Origin of the sequence: Escherichia whittamii (genome assembly GCF_014836715.1) — a bacterium.
GTDB classification, from domain to species: domain Bacteria; phylum Pseudomonadota; class Gammaproteobacteria; order Enterobacterales; family Enterobacteriaceae; genus Escherichia; species Escherichia whittamii.
The window spans coordinates 44,671-66,199 of sequence record NZ_JACSQI010000017.1; the positions used below are offsets into that span (position 1 = coordinate 44,671).

The window sequence follows — 21,529 nt, forward strand, 5'->3', positions numbered from 1 at the left end:
GGATGTTACCTCGCGCCCGTACCTGATAGCCGAAAGGAATAAGATGAGGACAAAATTGCCGGGAGCAATTTTGAACAGCGCCTGCGCTGGCCCCGAAGGGGTGAGGCCCAGGGATGGGCCGAATATTCCGCGCTAGCGGCGATTTACCGCCGGGAGCCCGGGTTGCCAGGGTGGTGGCGATTGAGCCACCCTGGCACGTTCACCGGCTTGAGCGTTCCAAAATAGCGAGGAACATAAAGTGAACGGAACAGCTTCTAATGTCACATACTCTCCCGGTTGAATGAAACGCCTGATGCGACGCTTTACGCGTCTTATCAGGCCTACATGCCATCACACCTCGTACTCCATCTCGCCATCCTTACGCAGTGGAATAATCTGCACCTTCTGCACGCGATGGCTTTCCACCTGCAACGTTTTGAGCAAATAATCCCCCACCTGTACTTCTTCGCCAGGTTTTGGAATACGCTGTAAATATTCCATCAGCAGCCCGGCGATGGTGTGATATTCCCGTTTTTCATCCAGTGGCAGTGGCACATATTGCACCAGATCTTCCAGCGGCATATGACCATTCGCCGTCCAGGAACCGTCGGCATTTTTCTGAATATCATGACGGGCGTCGATCTCTTCCACTTCGTTCGGTAAGTTACCGGCAATGGTTTCGGTGACGTCACTTAATGTCACAATCCCTTCTACCGAGCCAAATTCATCCACCACAAAAGCAAAGTGCGTACGAGCGTTGCGGAACTGCTCCAGAGCAGGTAACAGCGGTAAGGTTTCCGGGAACACCAGCGGCTGGCGAACCAGTACCCGCAGGTTGAGCGGTTCGCCGCGCAGCGACTGTTGTAGCAGGTCAATCACGTGAACAACACCGAGCAAATCTTCCGCGTCGTCACCGTCGGTAACCACCAGTCGCGTATGCTGATTTCGCTCCAGCAACTGGCGGATCTCTTCTTCCGGCGCGTTGAGATCGATATGTTCAATATCGTGGCGTGATGTCATGATGCTGCTGACAGTACGCTGGTTAAGATTAAGTACCCGCTCAATCATCCGCCGTTCCTGCGGATTAAAGATTTGTTGGTTGCCATGATCCACCAGCATGGACGCAGTTTCGGCATCCAGTTCCGCATCTTCTTTTTGCCCGCTTAATAAGCGCATTACCGCTTCGGTAGTCCGCTGGCGCAGCGTCTGGTTAGCGGAGAGAAAACGTCGTCGGTTAAAGATAGCCAACTGATTGAGCGCCTCGATCATCACCGAGAAGCCAATTGCAGCGTACAGGTAGCCTTTCGGAATGACGAATCCGAAACCTTCCGCCACCAGGCTAAAGCCAATCATCAACAAGAAACTTAAGCAGAGAATAACGATGGTTGGGTGGCTATTAACGAACTGAGTTAACGCCTTGCTGGCCATCAACATCAGGCTGATAGCGATAACGACGGCGGCCATCATAACCAGTAAATGGTCGACCATTCCGACGGCGGTAATCACCGAGTCGAGTGAGAAGATCGCGTCCAGAACCACTATCTGCGTGACTACGCCCCAGAACTTCGCACCTTTGCGTTGCGTGGGATTATTGCTGTCTTTCCCTTCCAGTCGTTCGTTCAACTCCATCGTGGCTTTGAACAGCAGGAAGAAACCACCGAACAGCATGATTAAGTCGCGGGCGCTAAAGGTAAACGAGCGGAAGCTGAACAGTGGTTGGGTCAGGGTGACCAGCCAGGAGATTGACGCCAACAGTAACAGGCGCATTAACATTGCCAGCAACAGCCCGGTAACCCGTGCGCGGTCGCGCTGCTTCGGCGGTAGTTTTTCGGCGAGGATGGCAATAAAGACCAGGTTATCAATGCCGAGGACCAGTTCGATCACAATCAGCGTGATTAACCCGGCCCAGATAGACGGATCGGCAATCCATTCCATAGTAAGTACAAAACCTATTCGTTGTATGACAAATGTCACAATTCGATCATGGATAATTCGGGGCCAAAATGCAATGTTGCTGCACTATTTATCTCACTTTATTTGAGGGCTATAACATCGCATTATCCCTGAATTAAAAGCGGTAATAATTAAACGTTATTTAAGAAATATCGCATATAGAGATACTATATTAAATATTGTCAACATAAAGAAACTCCTAAAAAACACCGCAGAATAAACTTAATATAATTCTTAAAAATAGCCAATTGCCGATTTGTTACCTTGCCTGCTATTCCGTTAGCTGTAACACTTCCTCCTGCATTATTGGAGAGCCAATATTCAAATACCATAATGCCACCTTATATCTGGAAAATTAATTTACGGAATAACGCTTTTTCATAAACGGCTGCATGATGAAAGAGTTGGAAAATCTAAGATAAATCAGTGTATTGGTAGCTAAAAGCCAGGGGCGGTAGCGTGTCTGGATGCCTGAAAGACCAGTCTGAATTATTCTGTCAATAGCCTGCGGATGAAATCAATTTTTTTAGGACTGATGCCAGTTAAATTTTTATTCAATTAACTGCAAGGTAAATGTGCATGCGACATTGCTATTAATAGCGCACAGGATAATTACTCTGCCAAAGTGATAAATAAACAATGACGAAATCCAAAATGAAATTGATGCCATTATTGGTGTCAGTAACCTTGATAAGCGGTTGCACAGTACTTCCGGGCAGCAATATGTCTACGATGGGTAAAGACGTCATCAAACAGCAGGACGCTGATTTCGATCTCGACAAAATGGTGAATGTTTATCCGCTGACCCCGCGCCTGATTGATCAGTTACGCCCACGCCCCAACGTCGCGCGTCCCAATATGACGCTGGAAAGCGAGATTGCTAATTATCAATATCGCGTCGGGCCGGGCGACGTTCTTAATGTCACCGTCTGGGATCACCCGGAACTCACCACGCCAGCTGGTCAGTACCGCAGCTCCAGCGACACCGGCAACTGGGTACAGCCTGACGGTACCATGTTCTACCCGTATATCGGCAAGGTTCACGTGGTGGGGAAAACGCTCGCTGAAATCCGCAGTGATATTACCGGGCGTTTAGCGACGTACATCGCTGACCCGCAGGTGGACGTTAATATCGCCGCCTTCCGCTCGCAAAAGGCCTATATCTCCGGTCAGGTGAATAAATCCGGTCAACAGGCCATCACCAACGTACCACTGACCATTCTCGACGCCATTAACGCCGCAGGTGGCCTGACCGATACCGCTGACTGGCGCAACGTGGTGCTAACACACAATGGTCGTGAAGAACGCATTTCTTTGCAGGCGCTGATGCAAAACGGCGACCTCAATCAGAACCGACTGCTTTACCCCGGCGATATCCTCTACGTGCCGCGTAATGATGATCTAAAAGTGTTTGTGATGGGGGAAGTGAAGAAACAGAGCACCCTGAAAATGGACTTTAGTGGCATGACCCTGACCGAAGCCCTGGGCAATGCCGAAGGTATCGACATGACCACCTCCAACGCCAGCGGCATCTTTGTCATTCGTCCACTGAAAGGCGAGGGCGGGCGTAACGGCAAAATTGCCAACATTTACCAGCTGGATATGTCCGATGCCACTTCGCTGGTGATGGCGACGGAATTCCGCCTGCAGCCTTATGACGTGGTGTACGTCACCACCGCTCCGGTTTCCCGCTGGAACCGTCTGATCAATCAGTTGCTGCCAACTATTAGCGGTGTCCGTTACATGACGGATACAGCCAGCGACATTCATAACTGGTAATCGTCATGTTTAACAACATCTTAGTTGTCTGTGTCGGCAATATTTGCCGTTCCCCGACGGCGGAACGCTTACTGCAACGTTATCACCCGGAACTGAATGTGGAGTCTGCTGGACTCGGCGCGCTGGTCGGTAAGGGCGCTGATCCTACTGCCATCAGCGTCGCCGCCGAGCATCAACTGTCACTGGAAGGCCACTGCGCCCGGCAAATCAGCCGCCGCCTGTGTCGCAACTACAACCTGATTTTGACCATGGAAAAGCGCCATATCGAACGCTTATGTGAGATGGCGCCAGAGATGCGCGGCAAAGTGATGCTGTTTGGTCACTGGGATAACGAATGTGAAATCCCCGATCCGTATCGCAAAAGTCGGGAAACATTTGCAGCGGTGTACACATTACTTGAACGATCTGCCCGCCAGTGGGCGCAGGCATTGAACGCAGAGCAGGTATAAGAATGACAGAAAAAGTAAAACAACATGCCGCTCCGGTAACGGGCAGTGATGAAATCGATATCGGTCGCCTGGTCGGTACCGTCATTGAAGCGCGCTGGTGGGTGATTGGCATCACCGCTGTGTTCGCCCTCTGTGCTGTGATTTACACCTTCTTCGCCACGCCGATTTATAGCGCCGACGCGCTGGTACAAATCGAACAAAGCGGCGGCAATTCGCTGGTGCAGGACATTGGTTCGGCGTTAGCCAACAAACCGCCAGCCTCGGATGCTGAGATCCAGTTGATTCGCTCGCGCCTGGTGCTCGGTAAAACGGTGGACGATCTTGACCTCGATATTGCGGTGAGTAAAAACACCTTCCCTGTCTTCGGTGCGGGCTGGGATCGTCTGATGGGACGTCAGAATGAGACGGTGAAAGTGACTACCTTTAACCGCCCAAAAGAGATGGCGGATCAGGTGTTTACGCTTAATGTTCTGGACAACAAAAACTACACACTGAGTAGCGACGGCGGCTTTAGCGCCCGTGGGCAAGCGGGCCAGATGCTGAAAAAAGAAGGCGTCACGCTGATGGTTGAAGCCATTCACGCCAGCCCGGGCAGTGAGTTTACCGTCACCAAATACTCCACGTTGGGGATGATCAATCAACTGCAAAACAGCCTGACGGTAACGGAGAACGGCAAAGACGCAGGCGTACTGAGCCTCACTTATACCGGTGAAGATCGCGAACAGATCCGCGACATTCTTAACAGCATCGCCCGTAACTACCAGGAACAAAATATTGAGCGCAAATCGGCGGAAGCGTCGAAAAGCCTCGCCTTCCTCGCACAACAGTTACCGGAAGTGCGCAACCGCCTTGATGTTGCCGAAAACAAACTGAACGCCTTCCGTCAGGATAAAGATTCTGTTGATCTGCCGCTGGAAGCAAAAGCGGTACTCGATTCGATGGTGAACATCGACGCGCAGCTGAACGAACTGACCTTTAAAGAGGCGGAAATTTCTAAGCTGTTCACCAAAGTTCATCCGGCGTACCGCACGCTGCTGGAGAAACGGCAGGCGCTGGAAGACGAAAAAGCCAAACTTAACGGGCGCGTAACGGCGATGCCGAAAACCCAGCAGGAGATTGTGCGCCTGACCCGCGATGTCGAGTCTGGTCAGCAGGTCTATATGCAACTGCTGAATAAAGAGCAGGAGCTGAAAATCACCGAAGCCAGCACCGTAGGCGATGTGCGCATTGTTGACCCGGCAATCACCCAGCCAGGTGTACTGAAACCGAAGAAAGGGCTGATTATCCTTGGGGCGATTATCCTCGGCCTGATGCTCTCTATCGTTGGTGTGCTGCTGCGCTCGTTGTTTAATCGCGGCATTGAAAGCCCGCAAGTGCTGGAAGAACACGGTATCAGCGTCTATGCCAGCATCCCGCTGTCGGAGTGGCAAAAAGCGCGCGATAGCGTCAAAACCATCAAAGGGGTCAAACGCTATAAACAGAGCCAGTTGCTGGCAGTGGGGAATCCAACCGATCTGGCGATTGAAGCCATCCGCAGCCTGCGTACCAGTTTGCATTTTGCGATGATGCAGGCGCAGAACAATGTGTTGATGATGACCGGGGTTAGCCCATCAATCGGTAAAACCTTTGTCTGTGCCAACCTGGCGGCGGTCATTAGCCAGACCAATAAACGCGTGTTGTTGATCGACTGCGATATGCGCAAAGGCTACACCCACGAATTGCTCGGCACCAATAACGTTAATGGCCTGTCGGAGATTTTGCTTGGTCAGGGCGATATTACCGCCGCAGCTAAACCGACCTCTATTGCCAAATTTGACCTGATCCCACGCGGGCAGGTGCCACCGAATCCTTCTGAACTGTTGATGAGCGAACGCTTTGCCGAATTAGTGAGCTGGGCAAGTAAAAACTACGACATGGTGTTGATTGATACGCCGCCGATTCTGGCGGTAACCGATGCAGCGATTGTTGGTCGTCACGCCGGAACCACGTTGATGGTGGCGCGTTATGCGGTCAACACCTTGAAAGAAGTGGAAACCAGCCTGAGCCGCTTTGAGCAGAACGGGATCCCGGTGAAAGGAGTGATTCTGAACTCCATTTTCCGCCGCGCCAGTGCGTATCAGGATTACGGTTATTACGAGTACGAATATAAGTCGGATGCGAAATAACGAGGCGGTTGCCCGATACCAGCATTCACACCGTCCCGTAGGCCGGATAAGGCGTTCACGCCGCATCCGGCAAGCAAACCAGCTCATAAGCCGGGAGAACAACCTATGAAAGACAATCCGCTAATCTCAATCTATATGCCAACCTGGAACCGCCAACAACTGGCGATTCGGGCGATAAAATCGGTCCTGCGCCAGGACTACAGCAACTGGGAGATGATCATCGTGGATGATTGCTCCACGTCCTGGGAACAGCTTCAGCAGTACGTCATCGCCCTCAACGATCCGCGTATCACTTACATTCACAACGACAATAACAGCGGAGCGTGCGCGGTACGCAATCAGGCGATTATGCTGGCGCAAGGGGAGTACATCACCGGGATCGATGATGATGATGAATGGACACCCAATCGACTGAGCGTCTTCCTCGCCCATAAACAGCAACTGGTCACTCATGCGTTCTTGTACGCCAACGACTACGTTTGCCAGGGCGAAGTCTATTCCCAACCGGCAAGTTTGCCGCTGTATCCCAAATCACCCTATTCACGCCGCCTTTTCTACAAACGCAATATCATCGGCAACCAGGTTTTTACCTGGGCGTGGCGTTTCAAAGAGTGCCTGTTCGATACCGAACTGAAAGCAGCGCAGGATTACGACATCTTCCTGCGAATGGTGGTGGAGTACGGCGAACCGTGGAAAGTGGAAGAGGCGACGCAGATCCTGCATATCAATCATGGCGAAATGCAGATCACTTCGTCACCAAAAAAATTCTCCGGATACTTCCATTTTTACCGCAAGCACAAAGACAAATTTGACCGCGCCAGCAAAAAATATCAGTTGTTTACCCTCTACCAGATCCGCAATAAGCGCATGACCTGGCGCACCTTACTAACACTACTGTCGGTGCGTAACGGCAAACGGCTGGCTGATGGAATTCGGGGGCGCTAACGATGCTGGAAGATCTGCGCGCCAACAGCTGGAGTTTACGCCCGTGCTGTATGGTTCTCGCCTATCGCGTCGCCCATTTTTGCTCAGTGTGGCGCAAAAAGAACATTATTAACAATCTGTGGGCGGCTCCGCTGCTGGTGCTGTATCGCATTATCACCGAAGGCTTTTTCGGTTATGAAATCCAGGCCGCCGCGACTATTGGCCGCCGTTTTACTATCCATCACGGTTACGCCGTGGTGATCAATAAAAACGTGGTGGCGGGGGATGATTTCATCATTCGCCACGGCGTCACTATTGGCAATCGAGGCGCCGACAACATGGCATGTCCGCAAATTGGCAACGGCGTCGAACTTGGTGCCAACGTCATTATTCTTGGTGATATCACGCTTGGTAACAACGTCACCGTGGGCGCGGGCAGCGTGGTGCTTGATTCTGTCCCGGACAATGCGCTGGTGGTGGGAGAAAAAGCGCGAGTGAAGGTAATTAAATGAATATTCTGCAATTTAATGTGCGACTGGCGGAAGGCGGAGCGGCAGGTGTGGCGTTAGATCTCCACCAGCGCGCGCTGCAACAGGGGCTGGCGTCACATTTTGTCTACGGCTACGGCAAAGGCGGCAAAGAGAGCGTCAGTCATCAACACTATCCGCAGGTAATCAAACATACGCCGCGGATGACGGCGATGGTGAACATTGCACTGTTTCGTCTGTTTAATCGCGATCTGTTCGGCAATTTCAATGAGTTATACCGTTCCATTACCCGCACATCGGGGCCGGTAGTCCTGCATTTTCATGTACTGCACAGCTACTGGTTGAATCTTAACAGCGTAGTGCGCTTTTGCGAAAAGGTGAAAAACCACAAACCGGATGTCACCCTGGTCTGGACGCTGCACGACCACTGGAGTGTTACCGGGCGCTGCGCCTTTACCGACGGTTGCGAAGGCTGGAAAACGGGCTGTCAGAAATGCCCGACCTTAAATAACTATCCGCCGGTAAAGATTGATCGCGCACACCAGCTGGTGGCGGGTAAACGCCAGTTGTTCTGCGAGATGCTGGCGCTGGGCTGTCAGTTTATTTCCCCCAGTCAGCATGTCGCTGATGCTTTTAATAGCCTGTACGGACCAGGACGCTGCCGGATTATCAATAACGGTATTGATGTGGCAACCGAAGCGATTCTGGCGGACTTGCCTCCGGTGCGGGAAACTCAGGGCAAGCCGAAAATCGCGGTGGTAGCGCATGACCTGCGTTACGACGGCAAGACTAACCAGCAACTGGTACGCGAGATGATGGCGCTGGGCGACAAAATCGAACTGCATACTTTCGGTAAGTTCTCGCCGTTCACCGCTGGTAACGTTGTTAATCACGGCTTTGAAACTGACAAGCGCAAGTTGATGAGTGCGCTCAACCAGATGGATGCGCTGGTGTTCAGTTCTCGTGTCGATAACTACCCGCTGATTTTGTGTGAGGCGCTATCGATTGGCGTGCCGGTGATCGCCACCCATAGCGATGCGGCGCGGGAAGTGCTGCAAAAATCCGGTGGTAAAACCGTCAGCGAAGAAGATGTGCTGCAACTGGTGCAGTTAAGCAAACCGGAAATCGCACAGGCGATATTTGGTACCACGCTGGCTGAGTTCAGCCAACGCAGCCGCGCCGCCTACAGTGGACAACAGATGCTGGAGGAGTATGTCAACTTCTATCAGAATCTGTAGCTACCTGCTGCTGCCGCTGATTTACCTGCTGGTTAACGTCAAAATCGCCCAACTTGGCGAAAGTTTCCCCATCACCATCGTCACTTTTTTACCCGTCTTGTTACTGCTGTTTTTAGAGCGCATCAGCGTTAAAAAATTGATGATTGCCTTAGGGGTTGGTGCGGGACTCACTGCGTTCAACTACCTGTTTGGTCAGTCGTTGGATGCCAGTAAATACGTCACTTCAACCATGCTGTTTGTCTATATTGTGATCATTATTGGCATGGTGTGGAGTATTCGCTTTAAAACGATTTCGCCACACAACCATCGCAAGATATTACGTTTCTTTTATCTGGTGGTCGGGCTGGTGGTGGCGCTGGCGGCGGTGGAGATGGCGCAAATTATCCTCACTGGCGGCAGCAGTATTATGGAGTCGATTTCGAAATATCTGATTTACAGCAATAGCTATGTACTGAATTTCATTAAATTCGGCGGCAAGCGAACTACGGCACTTTATTTCGAACCGGCATTTTTCGCTCTGGCATTAATCTCAATTTGGCTCAGTATCAAACAGTTTGGTATCAAAACGCCTAAAACAGATGCTATGATTCTCGCAGGAATAATATTATCCGGATCGTTTTCAGGGGTTATGACTTTTATCCTGTTTTATTTGCTGGAGTGGGCATTTCAATATCTGAACAAAGAAGCGATTAAGAAAAAGTTACCGTTAGCATTGATTTCTCTGGCTGTATTCCTGGTTGGTGTGGTAATTGCTTTTCCTTATATTTCCACCCGTCTGGGAGATTTAGGTACGGAAGGATCGTCATCGTATTATCGTATTGTCGGTCCGCTGGTGATGGTCGGTTATTCTTTGACCCATATTGACGGTGTAGTCAGATTTGGCTCACTTTATGAATATGTCGCATCATTCGGAATATTTAACGGTGCGGATGTCGGAAAAACCATAGACAATGGTTTGTATCTGCTGATTATTTATTTTTCCTGGTTTGCTGTGTTTTTATCGCTGTGGTACATGGGGAAAGTGATAAAAATGATGCTCAACGCTTTTGGCGATAATCGCAATTTTCGCGTGCAGCTTTATCTTTTTACGCCTGTGTCGCTGTTTTTTACCGGTTCGATATTTAGCCCGGAATATGCATTTTTAATCGTCTGTCCGTTTATTTTGCGAAAGGCGTTAAATATACACCCTAAATAATTCGAGTTGCAGGAAGTTGGTGACGCAGCGAATCCCCAGGAGCGTACACGAGTACGTGACTAGGGTGAGCGAGGAAAACCAACGCACATGCAGCTTGAAGTATGACGGGTATTACGAGGTAAGAACATGTTGCTTAGTATAATCACCGTCGCGTTTCGTAACCTTGAAGGGATAGTCAAAACACACGCCTCGCTGGCACATCTGGCGCAGGCGGTCGATATCAGCTTCGAATGGATTGTTGTCGATGGCGGTTCTAACGATGGCACCCGTGAGTATCTGAAAAATCTCAATGGTATCTATAACCTACGCTTTGTTAGCGAGCCAGATAACGGTATCTACGATGCCATGAATAAAGGTATTGAGATGGCGCAAGGCAAGTTCGCGTTGTTTCTCAACTCAGGTGATATTTTTCATCAGGATGCCGCAAATTTTGTCCGTAAGTTAAAAATGCAACGAGATAACGTGATGATCACCGGCGATGCGCTGCTGGACTTTGGCGACGGGCATAAAATTAAACGTAGCGCCAAACCGGGTTGGTATATTTATCACAGCCTGCCTGCCAGTCATCAGGCGATATTTTTCCCGGTATCTGGCTTGAAAAAATGGCGTTATGACCTGGAATATAAAGTTTCTTCCGATTACGCGTTGGCGGCCAAAATGTATAAAGCCGGTTATGCATTTAAAAAACTCAATGGCCTGGTGTCTGAATTTTCTATGGGTGGGGTATCTACCACCAATAATATGGAGTTGTGTGCTGACGCCAAAAAAGTCCAACGGCAAATATTACATGTGCCTGGCTTTTGGGCTGAATTATCCTGGCATTTACGCCAACGTACTACCTCAAAGACGAAAGCCTTATATAACAAAAGCTGAATATAAGGGGAAACGATGCAAGATTTAAGTGGTTTCTCGGTGCCGAAAGGGTTCCGGGGCGGCAACGCTATTAAAGTTCAATTATGGTGGGCGGTACAGGCAACAGTATTTGCCTGGTCGCCACAAGTATTGTATCGCTGGCGGGCATTTTTATTACGTTTATTCGGCGCAAAAATAGGAAAAAACGTAGTGATTCGCCCGTCAGTAAAAATTACCTATCCGTGGAAATTAACCTTAGGTGATTACGCGTGGGTTGGTGATGAGGTCAATTTATATACCCTCGGCGAAATAACCATTGGTGCGCATTCGGTGATATCGCAAAAAAGTTATTTATGCACCGGCAGCCACGACCATGCAAGTCGACATTTCACCATTAACGCCACGCCCATTGTGATTGGTGAGAAATGCTGGCTGGCAACCGATGTCTTTGTTGCCCCTGGTGTCACGATTGGCGACGGCACCGTCGTGGGGGCGCGAAGCAGTGTTTTTAAATCGCTTCCGGCAAATGCCATTTGCCGGGGGAATCCCGCAGTGGTGATACGCGAACGCGTTGAAACTGAATAAATTCAAAAAATACAGAGGAATAAGACATGTCAAAAGTCGCTCTCATCACCGGTGTAACCGGACAAGACGGTTCTTACCTGGCAGAACTGCTGCTGGAGAAAGGTTACGAAGTGCATGGTATTAAGCGTCGTGCATCGTCATTCAACACCGAGCGCGTGGATCATATTTATCAGGATCCGCACACCTGCAACCCGAAATTCCATCTGCATTATGGCGACCTGAGTGATACTTCCAACCTGACGCGTATTTTGCGTGAAGTGCAGCCCGACGAAGTGTACAACCTGGGCGCGATGAGCCACGTTGCGGTTTCCTTTGAATCACCGGAATATACCGCTGACGTTGATGCGATGGGTACCCTGCGTCTGCTGGAAGCGATCCGCTTCCTCGGTCTGGAAAAGAAAACCCGTTTCTATCAGGCTTCCACTTCTGAACTGTACGGTCTGGTGCAGGAGATCCCACAGAAAGAAACCACGCCGTTCTACCCGCGCTCTCCGTATGCCGTCGCCAAACTGTACGCCTACTGGATAACCGTTAACTACCGCGAATCCTATGGCATGTACGCCTGCAACGGCATTCTGTTTAACCATGAATCCCCGCGCCGTGGCGAAACCTTCGTCACCCGCAAAATCACCCGCGCAATCGCCAACATCGCCCAGGGGCTGGAGTCCTGTCTGTATCTCGGAAATATGGATTCCCTGCGTGACTGGGGCCATGCCAAAGACTACGTGAAAATGCAGTGGCTGATGATGCAACAGGAACAGCCGGAAGATTTCGTTATCGCTACCGGTGTTCAGTACTCCGTGCGCCAGTTCGTGGAAATGGCAGCGGCACAACTGGGTATCAAACTGCGCTTTGAAGGCACGGGCGTTGAAGAGAAGGGCATTGTGGTTTCCGTCACCGGGCATGACGCGCCGGGCGTTAAACCGGGCGATGTGATTATCGCCGTTGACCCGCGTTATTTCCGTCCTGCTGAAGTTGAAACGCTGCTCGGCGACCCGACTAAAGCGCATGAAAAACTGGGCTGGAAACCGGAAATCACCCTCAGAGAGATGGTATCTGAAATGGTGGCTAACGACCTTGAAGCGGCGAAAAAACACTCGCTGTTGAAATCTCACGGCTACGACGTGGCGATCGCGCTGGAGTCATAAGCATGAGTAAACAACGAATTTTTATCGCAGGCCATCGCGGGATGGTCGGTTCCGCCATCAAACGTCAGCTCGAACAGCGTGGTGATGTGGAACTGGTATTACGTACCCGCGACGAACTGAATCTGCTGGACAGCCGCGCGGTGCATGATTTCTTTGCCCGCGAGCGCATTGACCAGGTTTATCTGGCGGCGGCGAAAGTGGGCGGTATTGTTGCCAACAACACGTATCCGGCGGATTTCATCTACCAGAACATGATGATTGAGAGCAACATCATTCACGCCGCGCACTTGAACGACGTGAACAAACTGCTGTTTCTCGGATCGTCCTGCATCTACCCGAAACTGGCAAAACAGCCGATGGCAGAAAGCGAGCTGTTGCAGGGTACGCTGGAGCCGACCAACGAGCCTTACGCCATTGCCAAAATCGCCGGGATCAAACTGTGCGAATCTTACAACCGCCAGTATGGACGTGATTACCGTTCGGTCATGCCGACCAACCTGTACGGGCCGCACGACAACTTCCATCCGAGTAACTCGCACGTGATCCCCGCATTGCTGCGCCGCTTCCACGAGGCGACGGCACAGAATGCGCCGGACGTGGTGGTGTGGGGCAGCGGTACACCGATGCGCGAATTTCTGCATGTCGATGATATGGCGGCAGCAAGCATTCACGTGATGGAGCTGGCGCACGAAGTCTGGCTGGAAAATACTCAGCCGATGCTGTCACACATTAACGTCGGTACGGGCGTTGACTGCACCATCCGCGAACTGGCGCAAACCATCGCCAAAGTAGTGGGCTATAAAGGGCGTGTGGTTTTCGATGCCAGCAAACCGGACGGTACGCCGCGCAAACTGCTGGATGTAACGCGCCTGCATCAGCTTGGCTGGTATCACGAAATCTCACTGGAAGCGGGGCTTGCCAGCACCTACCAGTGGTTCCTTGAGAATCAAGACCGCTTTCGGGGGTAATGATGTTTTTACGTCAGGAAGACTTTGCCACGGTAGTGCGCTCGACTCCGCTTGTCTCTCTCGACTTTATTGTCGAGAACAGTCGCGGCGAGTTTCTGCTTGGCAAAAGAACCAACCGCCCGGCGCAGGGTTACTGGTTTGTGCCGGGAGGGCGCGTGCAGAAAGACGAAACGCTGGACGCCGCATTTGAGCGGCTGACGCTGGCGGAACTGGGGCTGCGCTTGCCGATGACAGCAGGCCAGTTTTACGGCGTCTGGCAGCATTTTTATGACGATAACTTCTCCGGCACGGATTTCACCACTCACTATGTGGTGCTCGGTTTTCGCCTGAAAGTGACGGAAGAGGAGCTGTTTCTGCCGGATGAGCAGCATGACGATTACCGCTGGCTGACGCCGGACGCGCTGCTCGCCAGTGACAATGTTCACGCTAACAGCCGCGCTTATTTTCTCGCAGAGAAGCGTGCCGGAGTACCCGGATTATGAAAATACTGGTCTACGGCATTAACTACTCGCCGGAATTAACCGGTATCGGCAAATATACTGGCGAGATGGTGGAATGGCTGGCGGCACAAGGCCACGAGGTGCGGGTCATTACCGCGCCGCCGTACTACCCGCAATGGCAGGTGGGCGAGAATTATTCCGCCTGGCGTTACAAAAGAGAAGAGGGGGCAGCCACGGTGTGGCGCTGCCCGCTGTATGTGCCAAAACAGCCGAGCACCCTGAAACGCCTGTTACATCTCGGCAGTTTTGCCGCCAGTAGTTTTTTTCCGCTGATGGCGCAACGTCGCTGGAAGCCGGATCGCATTATCGGCGTGGTGCCAACGCTGTTTTGTACACCGGGAATGCGCCTGCTGGCGAAACTCTCTGGTGCGCGCACTGTGCTGCATATTCAGGATTACGAACTGGACGCCATGCTGGGACTGGGCCTTGCCGGAAAAGGCAAAGGCGGCAAAGTGGCACAGCTGGCGACAGCCTTCGAACGTAGCGGACTGCATAACGTCGATAACGTCTCCACGATTTCGCGCTCGATGATGAATAAAGCCGTTGAAAAAGGCGTGGCGGCGGAAAACGTCATCTTCTTCCCCAACTGGTCGGAAATTGCCCGTTTTCAGTATGTCGCAGAGGCCGATGTTGATGCCCTTCGTAACCAGCTTGGCCTGCCGGATAACAAAAAAATCATTCTTTACTCCGGCAATATTGGTGAAAAGCAGGGGCTGGAAAACGTTATTGCAGCCGCCGATCGCCTGCGCGATGAACCGTTGATTTTTGCCATTGTCGGGCAGGGCGGCGGCAAAGCGAGGCTGGAAAAAATGGCACAGCAACGTGGACTGACCAATTTGCAATTTTTCCCGCTGCAATCGTATGAAGCCTTGCCTGCGCTGCTGAAGATGGGCGATTGCCATCTGGTGGTGCAAAAACGCGGTGCGGCAGATGCTGTATTGCCGTCGAAGCTGACCGATATCCTGGCGGTAGGCGGTAACGCGGTGATTACCGCAGAAGCTCACACAGAACTGGGGCAGCTTTGCGAAACCTTTCCGGGGATTGCGGTTTGCGTGGAACCGGAATCGGTCGAGGCGCTGGTGGCGGGGATTCGCCAGGCGCTGCTGCTGCCCAAACACAACACGGTGGCACGTGAATATGCCGAACGCACGCTCGATAAAGAGAACGTGTTACGTCAATTTATAAATGATATTCGGGGATAATTATGGCGCAGTCGAAACTCTATCCAGTCGTGATGGCTGGTGGCTCCGGTAGCCGCTTATGGCCGCTTTCCCGCGTACTTTACCCCAAGCAGTTTTTATGCCTGAAAGGCGATCTCACTATGCTGCAAACCACCATCTGCCGCCTGAACGGCGTGGAGTGCGAAAGTCCGGTGGTGATTTGCAATGAACAGCACCGTTTTATTGTTGCGGAACAGTTGCGTCAACTGAATAAACTTACCGAGAACATTATTCTCGAACCGGCCGGGCGCAACACAGCTCCCGCCATTGCGCTGGCGGCGCTGGCGGCAACACGTCATAGCCCGGAGAGCGACCCGCTAATGCTGGTGCTGGCGGCAGATCATGTGATTGCTGATGAAGACGCTTTTCGCACCGCCGTGCGTAACGCTATGCCGTATGCCGAAGCGGGCAAACTGGTGACTTTTGGCATTGTGCCGGATCTACCAGAAACCGGTTATGGCTATATTCGTCGTGGTGAAGTGTCTGCGGGCGAGCAGGATGCGGTGGCCTTTGAAGTGGCGCAGTTTGTCGAAAAACCGAATCTGGAAACCGCCCAGGCTTATGTGGCAAGCGGTGATTATTACTGGAACAGCGGTATGTTCCTGTTCCGCGCCGGACGCTATCTCGAAGAACTGAAAAAATATCGCCCGGATATTCACAACGCCTGTGAAAAAGCGATGAACGCCGTCGATCCGGATCTCGATTTTATTCGCGTGGATGAAGAAGCATTTCTCGCCTGCCCGGAAGAGTCGGTGGATTACGCAGTCATGGAACGTACGGCTGATGCCGTTGTGGTGCCGATGGATGCGGGCTGGAGCGACGTCGGTTCCTGGTCTTCATTATGGGAGATCAGCGCCCACACCGCCGAGGGTAACGTTTGCCACGGTGATGTGATTAATCACAAAACCGAAAACAGCTATGTGTATGCCGAATCTGGCCTGGTGACCACCGTCGGGGTGAAAGATTTGGTGGTGGTGCAGACCAAAGACGCGGTGCTGATTGCCGACCGTAATGCAGTACAGGATGTGAAAAAAGTGGTCGAGCAGATCAAAGCCGATGGCCGCCATGAGCATCGGGTGCATCGCGAAGTATATCGCCCGTGGGGCAAATATGACTCTATCGACGCAGGCGACCGCTACCAGGTGAAACGCATCACCGTGAAACCGGGCGAGGGTTTGTCGGTACAGATGCACCATCACCGCGCGGAACACTGGGTGGTGGTAGCGGGAACGGCAAAAGTCACTATTGACGGTGATATCAAACTGCTTGGTGAAAACGAGTCGATTTATATTCCGCTGGGGGCAACGCACTGCCTGGAAAATCCGGGGAAAATTCCGCTCGATTTAATTGAAGTACGCTCCGGCTCTTATCTCGAAGAGGATGATGTGGTGCGCTTCGCGGATCGCTACGGACGGGTGTGAACGTCGCATCAGGCGCTGGCTGTCGGATGCGGCGTGAACGCCTTATCCGACCTACGGTTCGAATTTTGTAGGCCTGATAAGACGCGGCAGCGTCGCATCAGGCGCTGGCTGTCGGATGCGGCGTAAACACCTTATCCGACCTACGGTTCGGATTTGTAGGCCTGATAAGACGCGGCAGCGTCGCATCAGGCAATGAATACCGAATCGCGATGTAAATAACGACAAAAACAAAATTGGCCGCTTCGGTCAGGGTCAACTATTGCCTGAAAAAGGGTAACGATATGAAAAAATTAACCTGCTTTAAAGCCTATGATATTCGCGGAAAATTAGGCGAAGAACTGAATGAAGATATCGCCTGGCGCATTGGTCGCGCCTATGGCGAATTTCTTAAACCGAAAACCATCGTTTTAGGCGGCGATGTCCGCCTCACCAGCGAAACCTTAAAACTGGCGCTGGCGAAAGGTTTACAGGATGCGGGCGTTGATGTGCTGGATATCGGCATGTCCGGCACCGAAGAGATCTATTTCGCCACTTTCCATCTCGGCGTAGATGGCGGTATTGAAGTCACCGCCAGCCATAATCCGATGGATTACAACGGCATGAAGCTGGTGCGCGAAGGGGCTCGCCCGATCAGCGGTGATACCGGACTGCGTGACGTCCAGCGCCTGGCGGAGGCCAATGACTTCCGGCCTGTCGATGAAACAACACGCGGTAGTTATCAGCAAATCAACCTGCGCGACGCTTACGTTGATCACCTGTTCGGCTATATCAACGTCAAAAACCTCACGCCCCTCAAACTGGTGATCAACTCCGGTAACGGCGCTGCGGGGCCAGTGGTGGATGCCATCGAAGCTCGTTTTAAAGCCCTCGGCGCACCCGTGGAATTAATCAAAGTGCACAATACGCCGGACGGCAATTTCCCCAACGGTATTCCTAATCCCCTGCTGCCGGAATGCCGCGACGACACCCGTAATGCGGTTATCAAACACGGCGCGGATATGGGCATTGCCTTTGATGGCGATTTCGACCGTTGCTTCCTGTTTGACGAAAAAGGGCAGTTTATCGAGGGCTACTACATCGTCGGCCTGCTGGCAGAAGCGTTCCTCGAAAAAAATCCCGGCGCAAAGATCATCCACGATCCGCGTCTCTCCTGGAACACCGTTGATGTGGTGACTGCCGCAGGCGGCACGCCGGTAATGTCGAAAACCGGACACGCCTTTATTAAAGAACGTATGCGCAAGGAAGACGCCATCTACGGTGGCGAAATGAGCGCCCACCATTACTTCCGTGATTTTGCCTACTGCGACAGCGGCATGATCCCGTGGCTGCTGGTAGCCGAACTGGTGTGTCTGAAAGAGAAAACGCTGGGCGAACTGGTGCGCGACCGGATGGCGGCATTTCCGGCAAGCGGTGAGATCAACAGCAAACTGGCGCAACCCGTTGAGGCGATTAACCGCGTGGAACAGCATTTTAGTCGCGAGGCGCTGGCAGTGGATCGCACCGATGGCATCAGCATGACCTTTACCGACTGGCGCTTTAACCTGCGCTCCTCCAACACCGAACCGGTAGTGCGTCTGAATGTGGAATCGCGTGGTGATGTGCCGCTGATGGAAGCCCGAACGCAAACTCTACTGACGTTGCTGAACGAGTAATGTCTGTTTTTCCCTTACCCCATTGCGAGTAAGGGGCTGATAACAGGAACAACGATGACAAATCTAAAAAAGCGCGAGAGAGCGAAAACCAATGCATCGTTAATCTCTATGGTGCAACGCTTTTCAGATATCACCATCATGTTTGCCGGGCTATGGCTGGTTTGTGAAGTGAGCGGACTGTCATTTCTCTACATGCACCTGTCGGTGGCGCTGATTACGCTGGTGGTGTTCCAGATGCTGGGCGGCATTACCGATTTTTATCGCTCCTGGCGCGGTGTTCGGGCAACGACAGAATTTGCCCTGTTGCTCCAAAACTGGACGTTAAGCGTGATTTTCAGCGCCGGACTGGTGGCGTTTAATAATGATTTCGATACGCAACTGAAAATCTGGCTGGCGTGGTATGGGCTGACCAGCATTGGTCTGGTGATTTGCCGTTCATGCATTCGCATCGGTGCGGGCTGGCTGCGTAATCATGGCTATAACAAGCGCATGGTCGCGGTGGCCGGGGATTTAGCCGCCGGGCAAATGCTGATGGAGAGCTTCCGTAATCAGCCGTGGTTAGGGTTTGACGTGGTGGGCGTTTACCACGACCCGAAACCGGGCGGCGTTTCTAACGACTGGGCGGGCAATCTGCAACAACTGGTCGAGGATGCGAAAGCGGGCAAGATTCATAACGTCTATATCGCGATGCAAATGTGCGACGGCGCGCGGGTGAAGAAGCTGGTCCATGAACTGGCGGACACTACCTGTTCGGTGTTGCTGATCCCCGATGTTTTTACCTTCAACATTCTCCATTCACGTATCGAAGAGATGAACGGCGTGCCAGTGGTGCCGCTGTATGACACGCCGCTTTCCGGGGTTAACCGCCTGCTCAAACGTGCGGAAGATATTGTGCTGGCGACGCTTATTTTGCTGCTGATCTCCCCGGTACTGTGCTGCATCGCGCTGGCGGTGAAGCTCAGTTCACCGGGGCCGGTTATTTTCCGCCAGACTCGCTACGGCATGGATGGCAAGCCGATCAAAGTGTGGAAGTTCCGTTCCATGAAAGTGATGGAGAATGACAACGTGGTGACTCAGGCGACGCAGAACGATCCGCGCGTCACTAAAGTGGGGAACTTTCTGCGCCGCACTTCGCTGGACGAACTGCCGCAGTTTATCAATGTGCTGACCGGTGGGATGTCGATTGTTGGCCCGCGTCCGCATGCGGTGGCGCATAACGAACAGTATCGCCAGCTCATTGAAGGCTACATGCTGCGCCATAAAGTGAAACCGGGAATTACCGGTTGGGCGCAGATTAACGGCTGGCGCGGCGAAACCGACACGCTGGAGAAAATGGAAAAACGCGTCGAGTTCGACCTTGAGTACATCCGCGAATGGAGTGTCTGGTTCGATATCAAAATCGTTTTCCTGACGGTATTCAAAGGCTTCGTTAACAAAGCGGCATATTGATATGAGCTTACGAGAAAAAACCATCAGCGGCGCGAAGTGGTCGGCGATTGCCACGGTGATCATCATCGGCCTCGGGCTGGTGCAGATGACAGTGTTAGCGCGGATTATCGACAACCACCAGTTCGGCCTGCTGACTGTGTCGCTGGTGATCATTGCGCTGGCAGATACGCTTTCTGACTTTGGCATCGCTAACTCCATTATTCAGCGTAAAGAGATTAGCCACCTTGAACTCACCACGCTGTACTGGCTGAACGTCGGGCTGGGGATTGTGGTGTGCGTGGCGGTGTTTTTGTTGAGTGATGCTATTGGTGACGTGCTGAATAACTCGGATCTGGCGCCGTTGATTAAAACATTGTCGCTGGCGTTTGTGGTGATTCCCCACGGGCAGCAGTTCCGCGCATTGATGCAAAAGGAGCTGGAGTTCAACAAAATAGGCATGATCGAAACCAGCGCGGTGCTGGCGGGCTTTACTTTTACGGTGGTTAGCGCCCATTTCTGGCCGCTGGCGATGACCGCGATCCTCGGTTATCTGGTCAATAGTGCGGTGAGAACGTTGCTGTTTGGCTACTTTGGCCGCAAAATTTATCGCCCGGGTCTGCATTTCTCGCTGGCGTCGGTGGCACCGAACTTACGCTTTGGTGCCTGGCTGACGGCGGACAGCATCATCAACTATATCAATACCAACCTTTCAACGCTGGTGCTGGCGCGTATTCTCGGCGCGGGCGTGGCAGGGGGCTACAACCTGGCGTACAACGTGGCTGTTGTGCCGCCGATGAAGCTGAACCCAATCATCACCCGCGTGCTGTTTCCGGCGTTTGCCAAAATTCAGGACGACACCGAAAAGTTGCGCGTTAACTTCTACAAGCTGCTGTCGGTGGTGGGGATTATCAACTTTCCGGCCCTGCTGGGGCTGATGGTGGTATCGAATAATTTTGTGCCGCTGGTCTTTGGTGAAAAGTGGAACAGCATTATTCCGGTGCTACAGCTGCTGTGTGTAGTGGGGCTGCTGCGTTCGGTGGGTAACCCGATTGGCTCGCTGCTGATGGCGAAAGCGCGGGTCGATATCAGCTTTAAATTCAACGTATTCAAAACCTTTCTGTTTATTCCGGCGATTGTTATCGGGGGGCAGATGGCAGGCGCTATTGGCGTCACGCTCGGCTTCCTGCTGGTGCAGATTATCAACACTATTCTCAGTTACTTCGTGATGATTAAACCGGTGCTCGGTTCCAGTTATCGCCAGTACATCCTGAGTTTGTGGCTACCGTTTTATCTCTCGTTACCGACGCTTATGGTCAGTTATGCGCTGGGCGTGTTGCTGAAAGGGCAACTGACGCTGGGGACGCTGCTGGCGGTGCAAATAGCCGCTGGCGTGCTGGCGTTTGTGGTGATGATTGTGCTGTCGCGCCATCCGCTGGTGGTAGAAGTGAAGCGTCAGTTTTGTCGCGGCGAAAAAATGAAAATGCTTTTACGGGCGGGGTGAGTTGTTGTTTTCGGTTCCGGCTCGGGTTTTGTAGGCCTGATAAGACGCGCCAGCGTCGCATCAGGCAAAAAGCGGCAACGAAAA

At 52.2% G+C, this 21,529-nt stretch carries 18 protein-coding genes; 17 read left to right on the top strand and 1 reads right to left on the bottom strand.

Features of this window, described 5'->3' with window-relative positions; all coding sequences use genetic code 11:
* Positions 1-330 precede the first annotated feature (330 nt).
* Positions 331-1,914, bottom strand: coding sequence for a TerC family protein (locus tag H9644_RS19830; RefSeq protein ID WP_064529456.1), 1,584 nt, complete (start codon positions 1,912-1,914; stop codon positions 331-333).
* Between the two features lie 657 nt (positions 1,915-2,571).
* On the opposite strand from H9644_RS19830, the gene wza reads away from it, so the two are divergent.
* The 17 genes from wza to wzxC all read left to right on the top strand — a co-directional run bounded on the left by wza (position 2,572) and on the right by wzxC (position 21,445).
* Complete coding sequence (gene wza / locus H9644_RS19835; protein ID WP_064529455.1) at positions 2,572-3,711, top strand: polysaccharide export protein Wza; 1,140 nt, start codon at positions 2,572-2,574, stop codon at positions 3,709-3,711.
* 5 nt (positions 3,712-3,716) lie between these two features.
* Complete coding sequence (wzb, locus tag H9644_RS19840) at positions 3,717-4,160, top strand: low molecular weight protein-tyrosine-phosphatase Wzb (RefSeq protein ID WP_064529454.1); 444 nt, start codon at positions 3,717-3,719, stop codon at positions 4,158-4,160.
* Between the two features lie 2 nt (positions 4,161-4,162).
* Complete coding sequence (wzc, locus tag H9644_RS19845; RefSeq protein ID WP_064529453.1) at positions 4,163-6,325, top strand: tyrosine-protein kinase Wzc; 2,163 nt, start codon at positions 4,163-4,165, stop codon at positions 6,323-6,325.
* A gap of 105 nt (positions 6,326-6,430) precedes the next feature.
* The gene (wcaA, locus tag H9644_RS19850; RefSeq protein ID WP_064529452.1) at positions 6,431-7,270 is read left to right on the top strand and encodes a colanic acid biosynthesis glycosyltransferase WcaA; all 840 of its coding nucleotides are present in this window, start codon (positions 6,431-6,433) and stop codon (positions 7,268-7,270) included.
* Between the two features lie 2 nt (positions 7,271-7,272).
* Positions 7,273-7,761, top strand: a complete 489-nt coding sequence (wcaB, locus tag H9644_RS19855; RefSeq protein ID WP_064529451.1) for a colanic acid biosynthesis acetyltransferase WcaB — start codon at positions 7,273-7,275, stop codon at positions 7,759-7,761.
* Positions 7,758-8,975: a colanic acid biosynthesis glycosyltransferase WcaC gene (wcaC, locus tag H9644_RS19860; RefSeq protein ID WP_191776216.1), complete on the top strand. Its 1,218-nt coding sequence runs from the start codon at positions 7,758-7,760 to the stop codon at positions 8,973-8,975. The genes wcaB and wcaC overlap by 4 nt, the downstream gene beginning before the upstream one ends.
* On the top strand, positions 8,950-10,170 hold the full coding sequence (gene wcaD, locus H9644_RS19865; RefSeq protein WP_064529449.1) for a colanic acid polymerase WcaD: 1,221 nt from the start codon (positions 8,950-8,952) through the stop codon (positions 10,168-10,170). The genes wcaC and wcaD overlap by 26 nt, the downstream gene beginning before the upstream one ends.
* Positions 10,171-10,296: 126 nt before the next feature.
* A complete protein-coding gene (wcaE, locus tag H9644_RS19870) occupies positions 10,297-11,043 on the top strand; it encodes a colanic acid biosynthesis glycosyltransferase WcaE (protein ID WP_191776219.1) in 747 nt (248 codons plus the stop codon).
* Positions 11,044-11,058: 15 nt separating this feature from the next.
* Entirely contained in the window at positions 11,059-11,607 is a 549-nt protein-coding gene (gene wcaF / locus H9644_RS19875; protein ID WP_191776222.1) for a colanic acid biosynthesis acetyltransferase WcaF, read from the top strand.
* Between the two features lie 26 nt (positions 11,608-11,633).
* Positions 11,634-12,755: a GDP-mannose 4,6-dehydratase gene (gene gmd / locus H9644_RS19880; RefSeq protein ID WP_105289021.1), complete on the top strand. Its 1,122-nt coding sequence runs from the start codon at positions 11,634-11,636 to the stop codon at positions 12,753-12,755.
* A gap of 2 nt (positions 12,756-12,757) precedes the next feature.
* A complete protein-coding gene (gene fcl / locus H9644_RS19885; RefSeq protein WP_064529446.1) occupies positions 12,758-13,723 on the top strand; it encodes a GDP-L-fucose synthase in 966 nt (321 codons plus the stop codon).
* A 2-nt stretch (positions 13,724-13,725) separates the two neighbouring features.
* Entirely contained in the window at positions 13,726-14,205 is a 480-nt protein-coding gene (gene gmm, locus H9644_RS19890) for a GDP-mannose mannosyl hydrolase (RefSeq protein ID WP_064529445.1), read from the top strand.
* Positions 14,202-15,425: a colanic acid biosynthesis fucosyltransferase WcaI gene (gene wcaI, locus H9644_RS19895; protein WP_191776224.1), complete on the top strand. Its 1,224-nt coding sequence runs from the start codon at positions 14,202-14,204 to the stop codon at positions 15,423-15,425. The genes gmm and wcaI overlap by 4 nt, the downstream gene beginning before the upstream one ends.
* A gap of 2 nt (positions 15,426-15,427) precedes the next feature.
* Entirely contained in the window at positions 15,428-16,864 is a 1,437-nt protein-coding gene (gene cpsB, locus H9644_RS19900; RefSeq protein ID WP_191776227.1) for a mannose-1-phosphate guanyltransferase, read from the top strand.
* 281 nt (positions 16,865-17,145) lie between these two features.
* Positions 17,146-18,516 (top strand): colanic acid biosynthesis phosphomannomutase CpsG, encoded by a 1,371-nt coding sequence (gene cpsG, locus H9644_RS19905; RefSeq protein ID WP_191776229.1) that lies wholly within the window; start codon positions 17,146-17,148, stop codon positions 18,514-18,516.
* Positions 18,517-18,570: 54 nt separating this feature from the next.
* Positions 18,571-19,965: an undecaprenyl-phosphate glucose phosphotransferase gene (wcaJ, locus tag H9644_RS19910; RefSeq protein WP_191776231.1), complete on the top strand. Its 1,395-nt coding sequence runs from the start codon at positions 18,571-18,573 to the stop codon at positions 19,963-19,965.
* A gap of 1 nt (position 19,966) precedes the next feature.
* Entirely contained in the window at positions 19,967-21,445 is a 1,479-nt protein-coding gene (gene wzxC / locus H9644_RS19915) for a colanic acid undecaprenyl disphosphate flippase WzxC (RefSeq protein ID WP_191776233.1), read from the top strand.
* Positions 21,446-21,529: the final 84 nt, after the last annotated feature.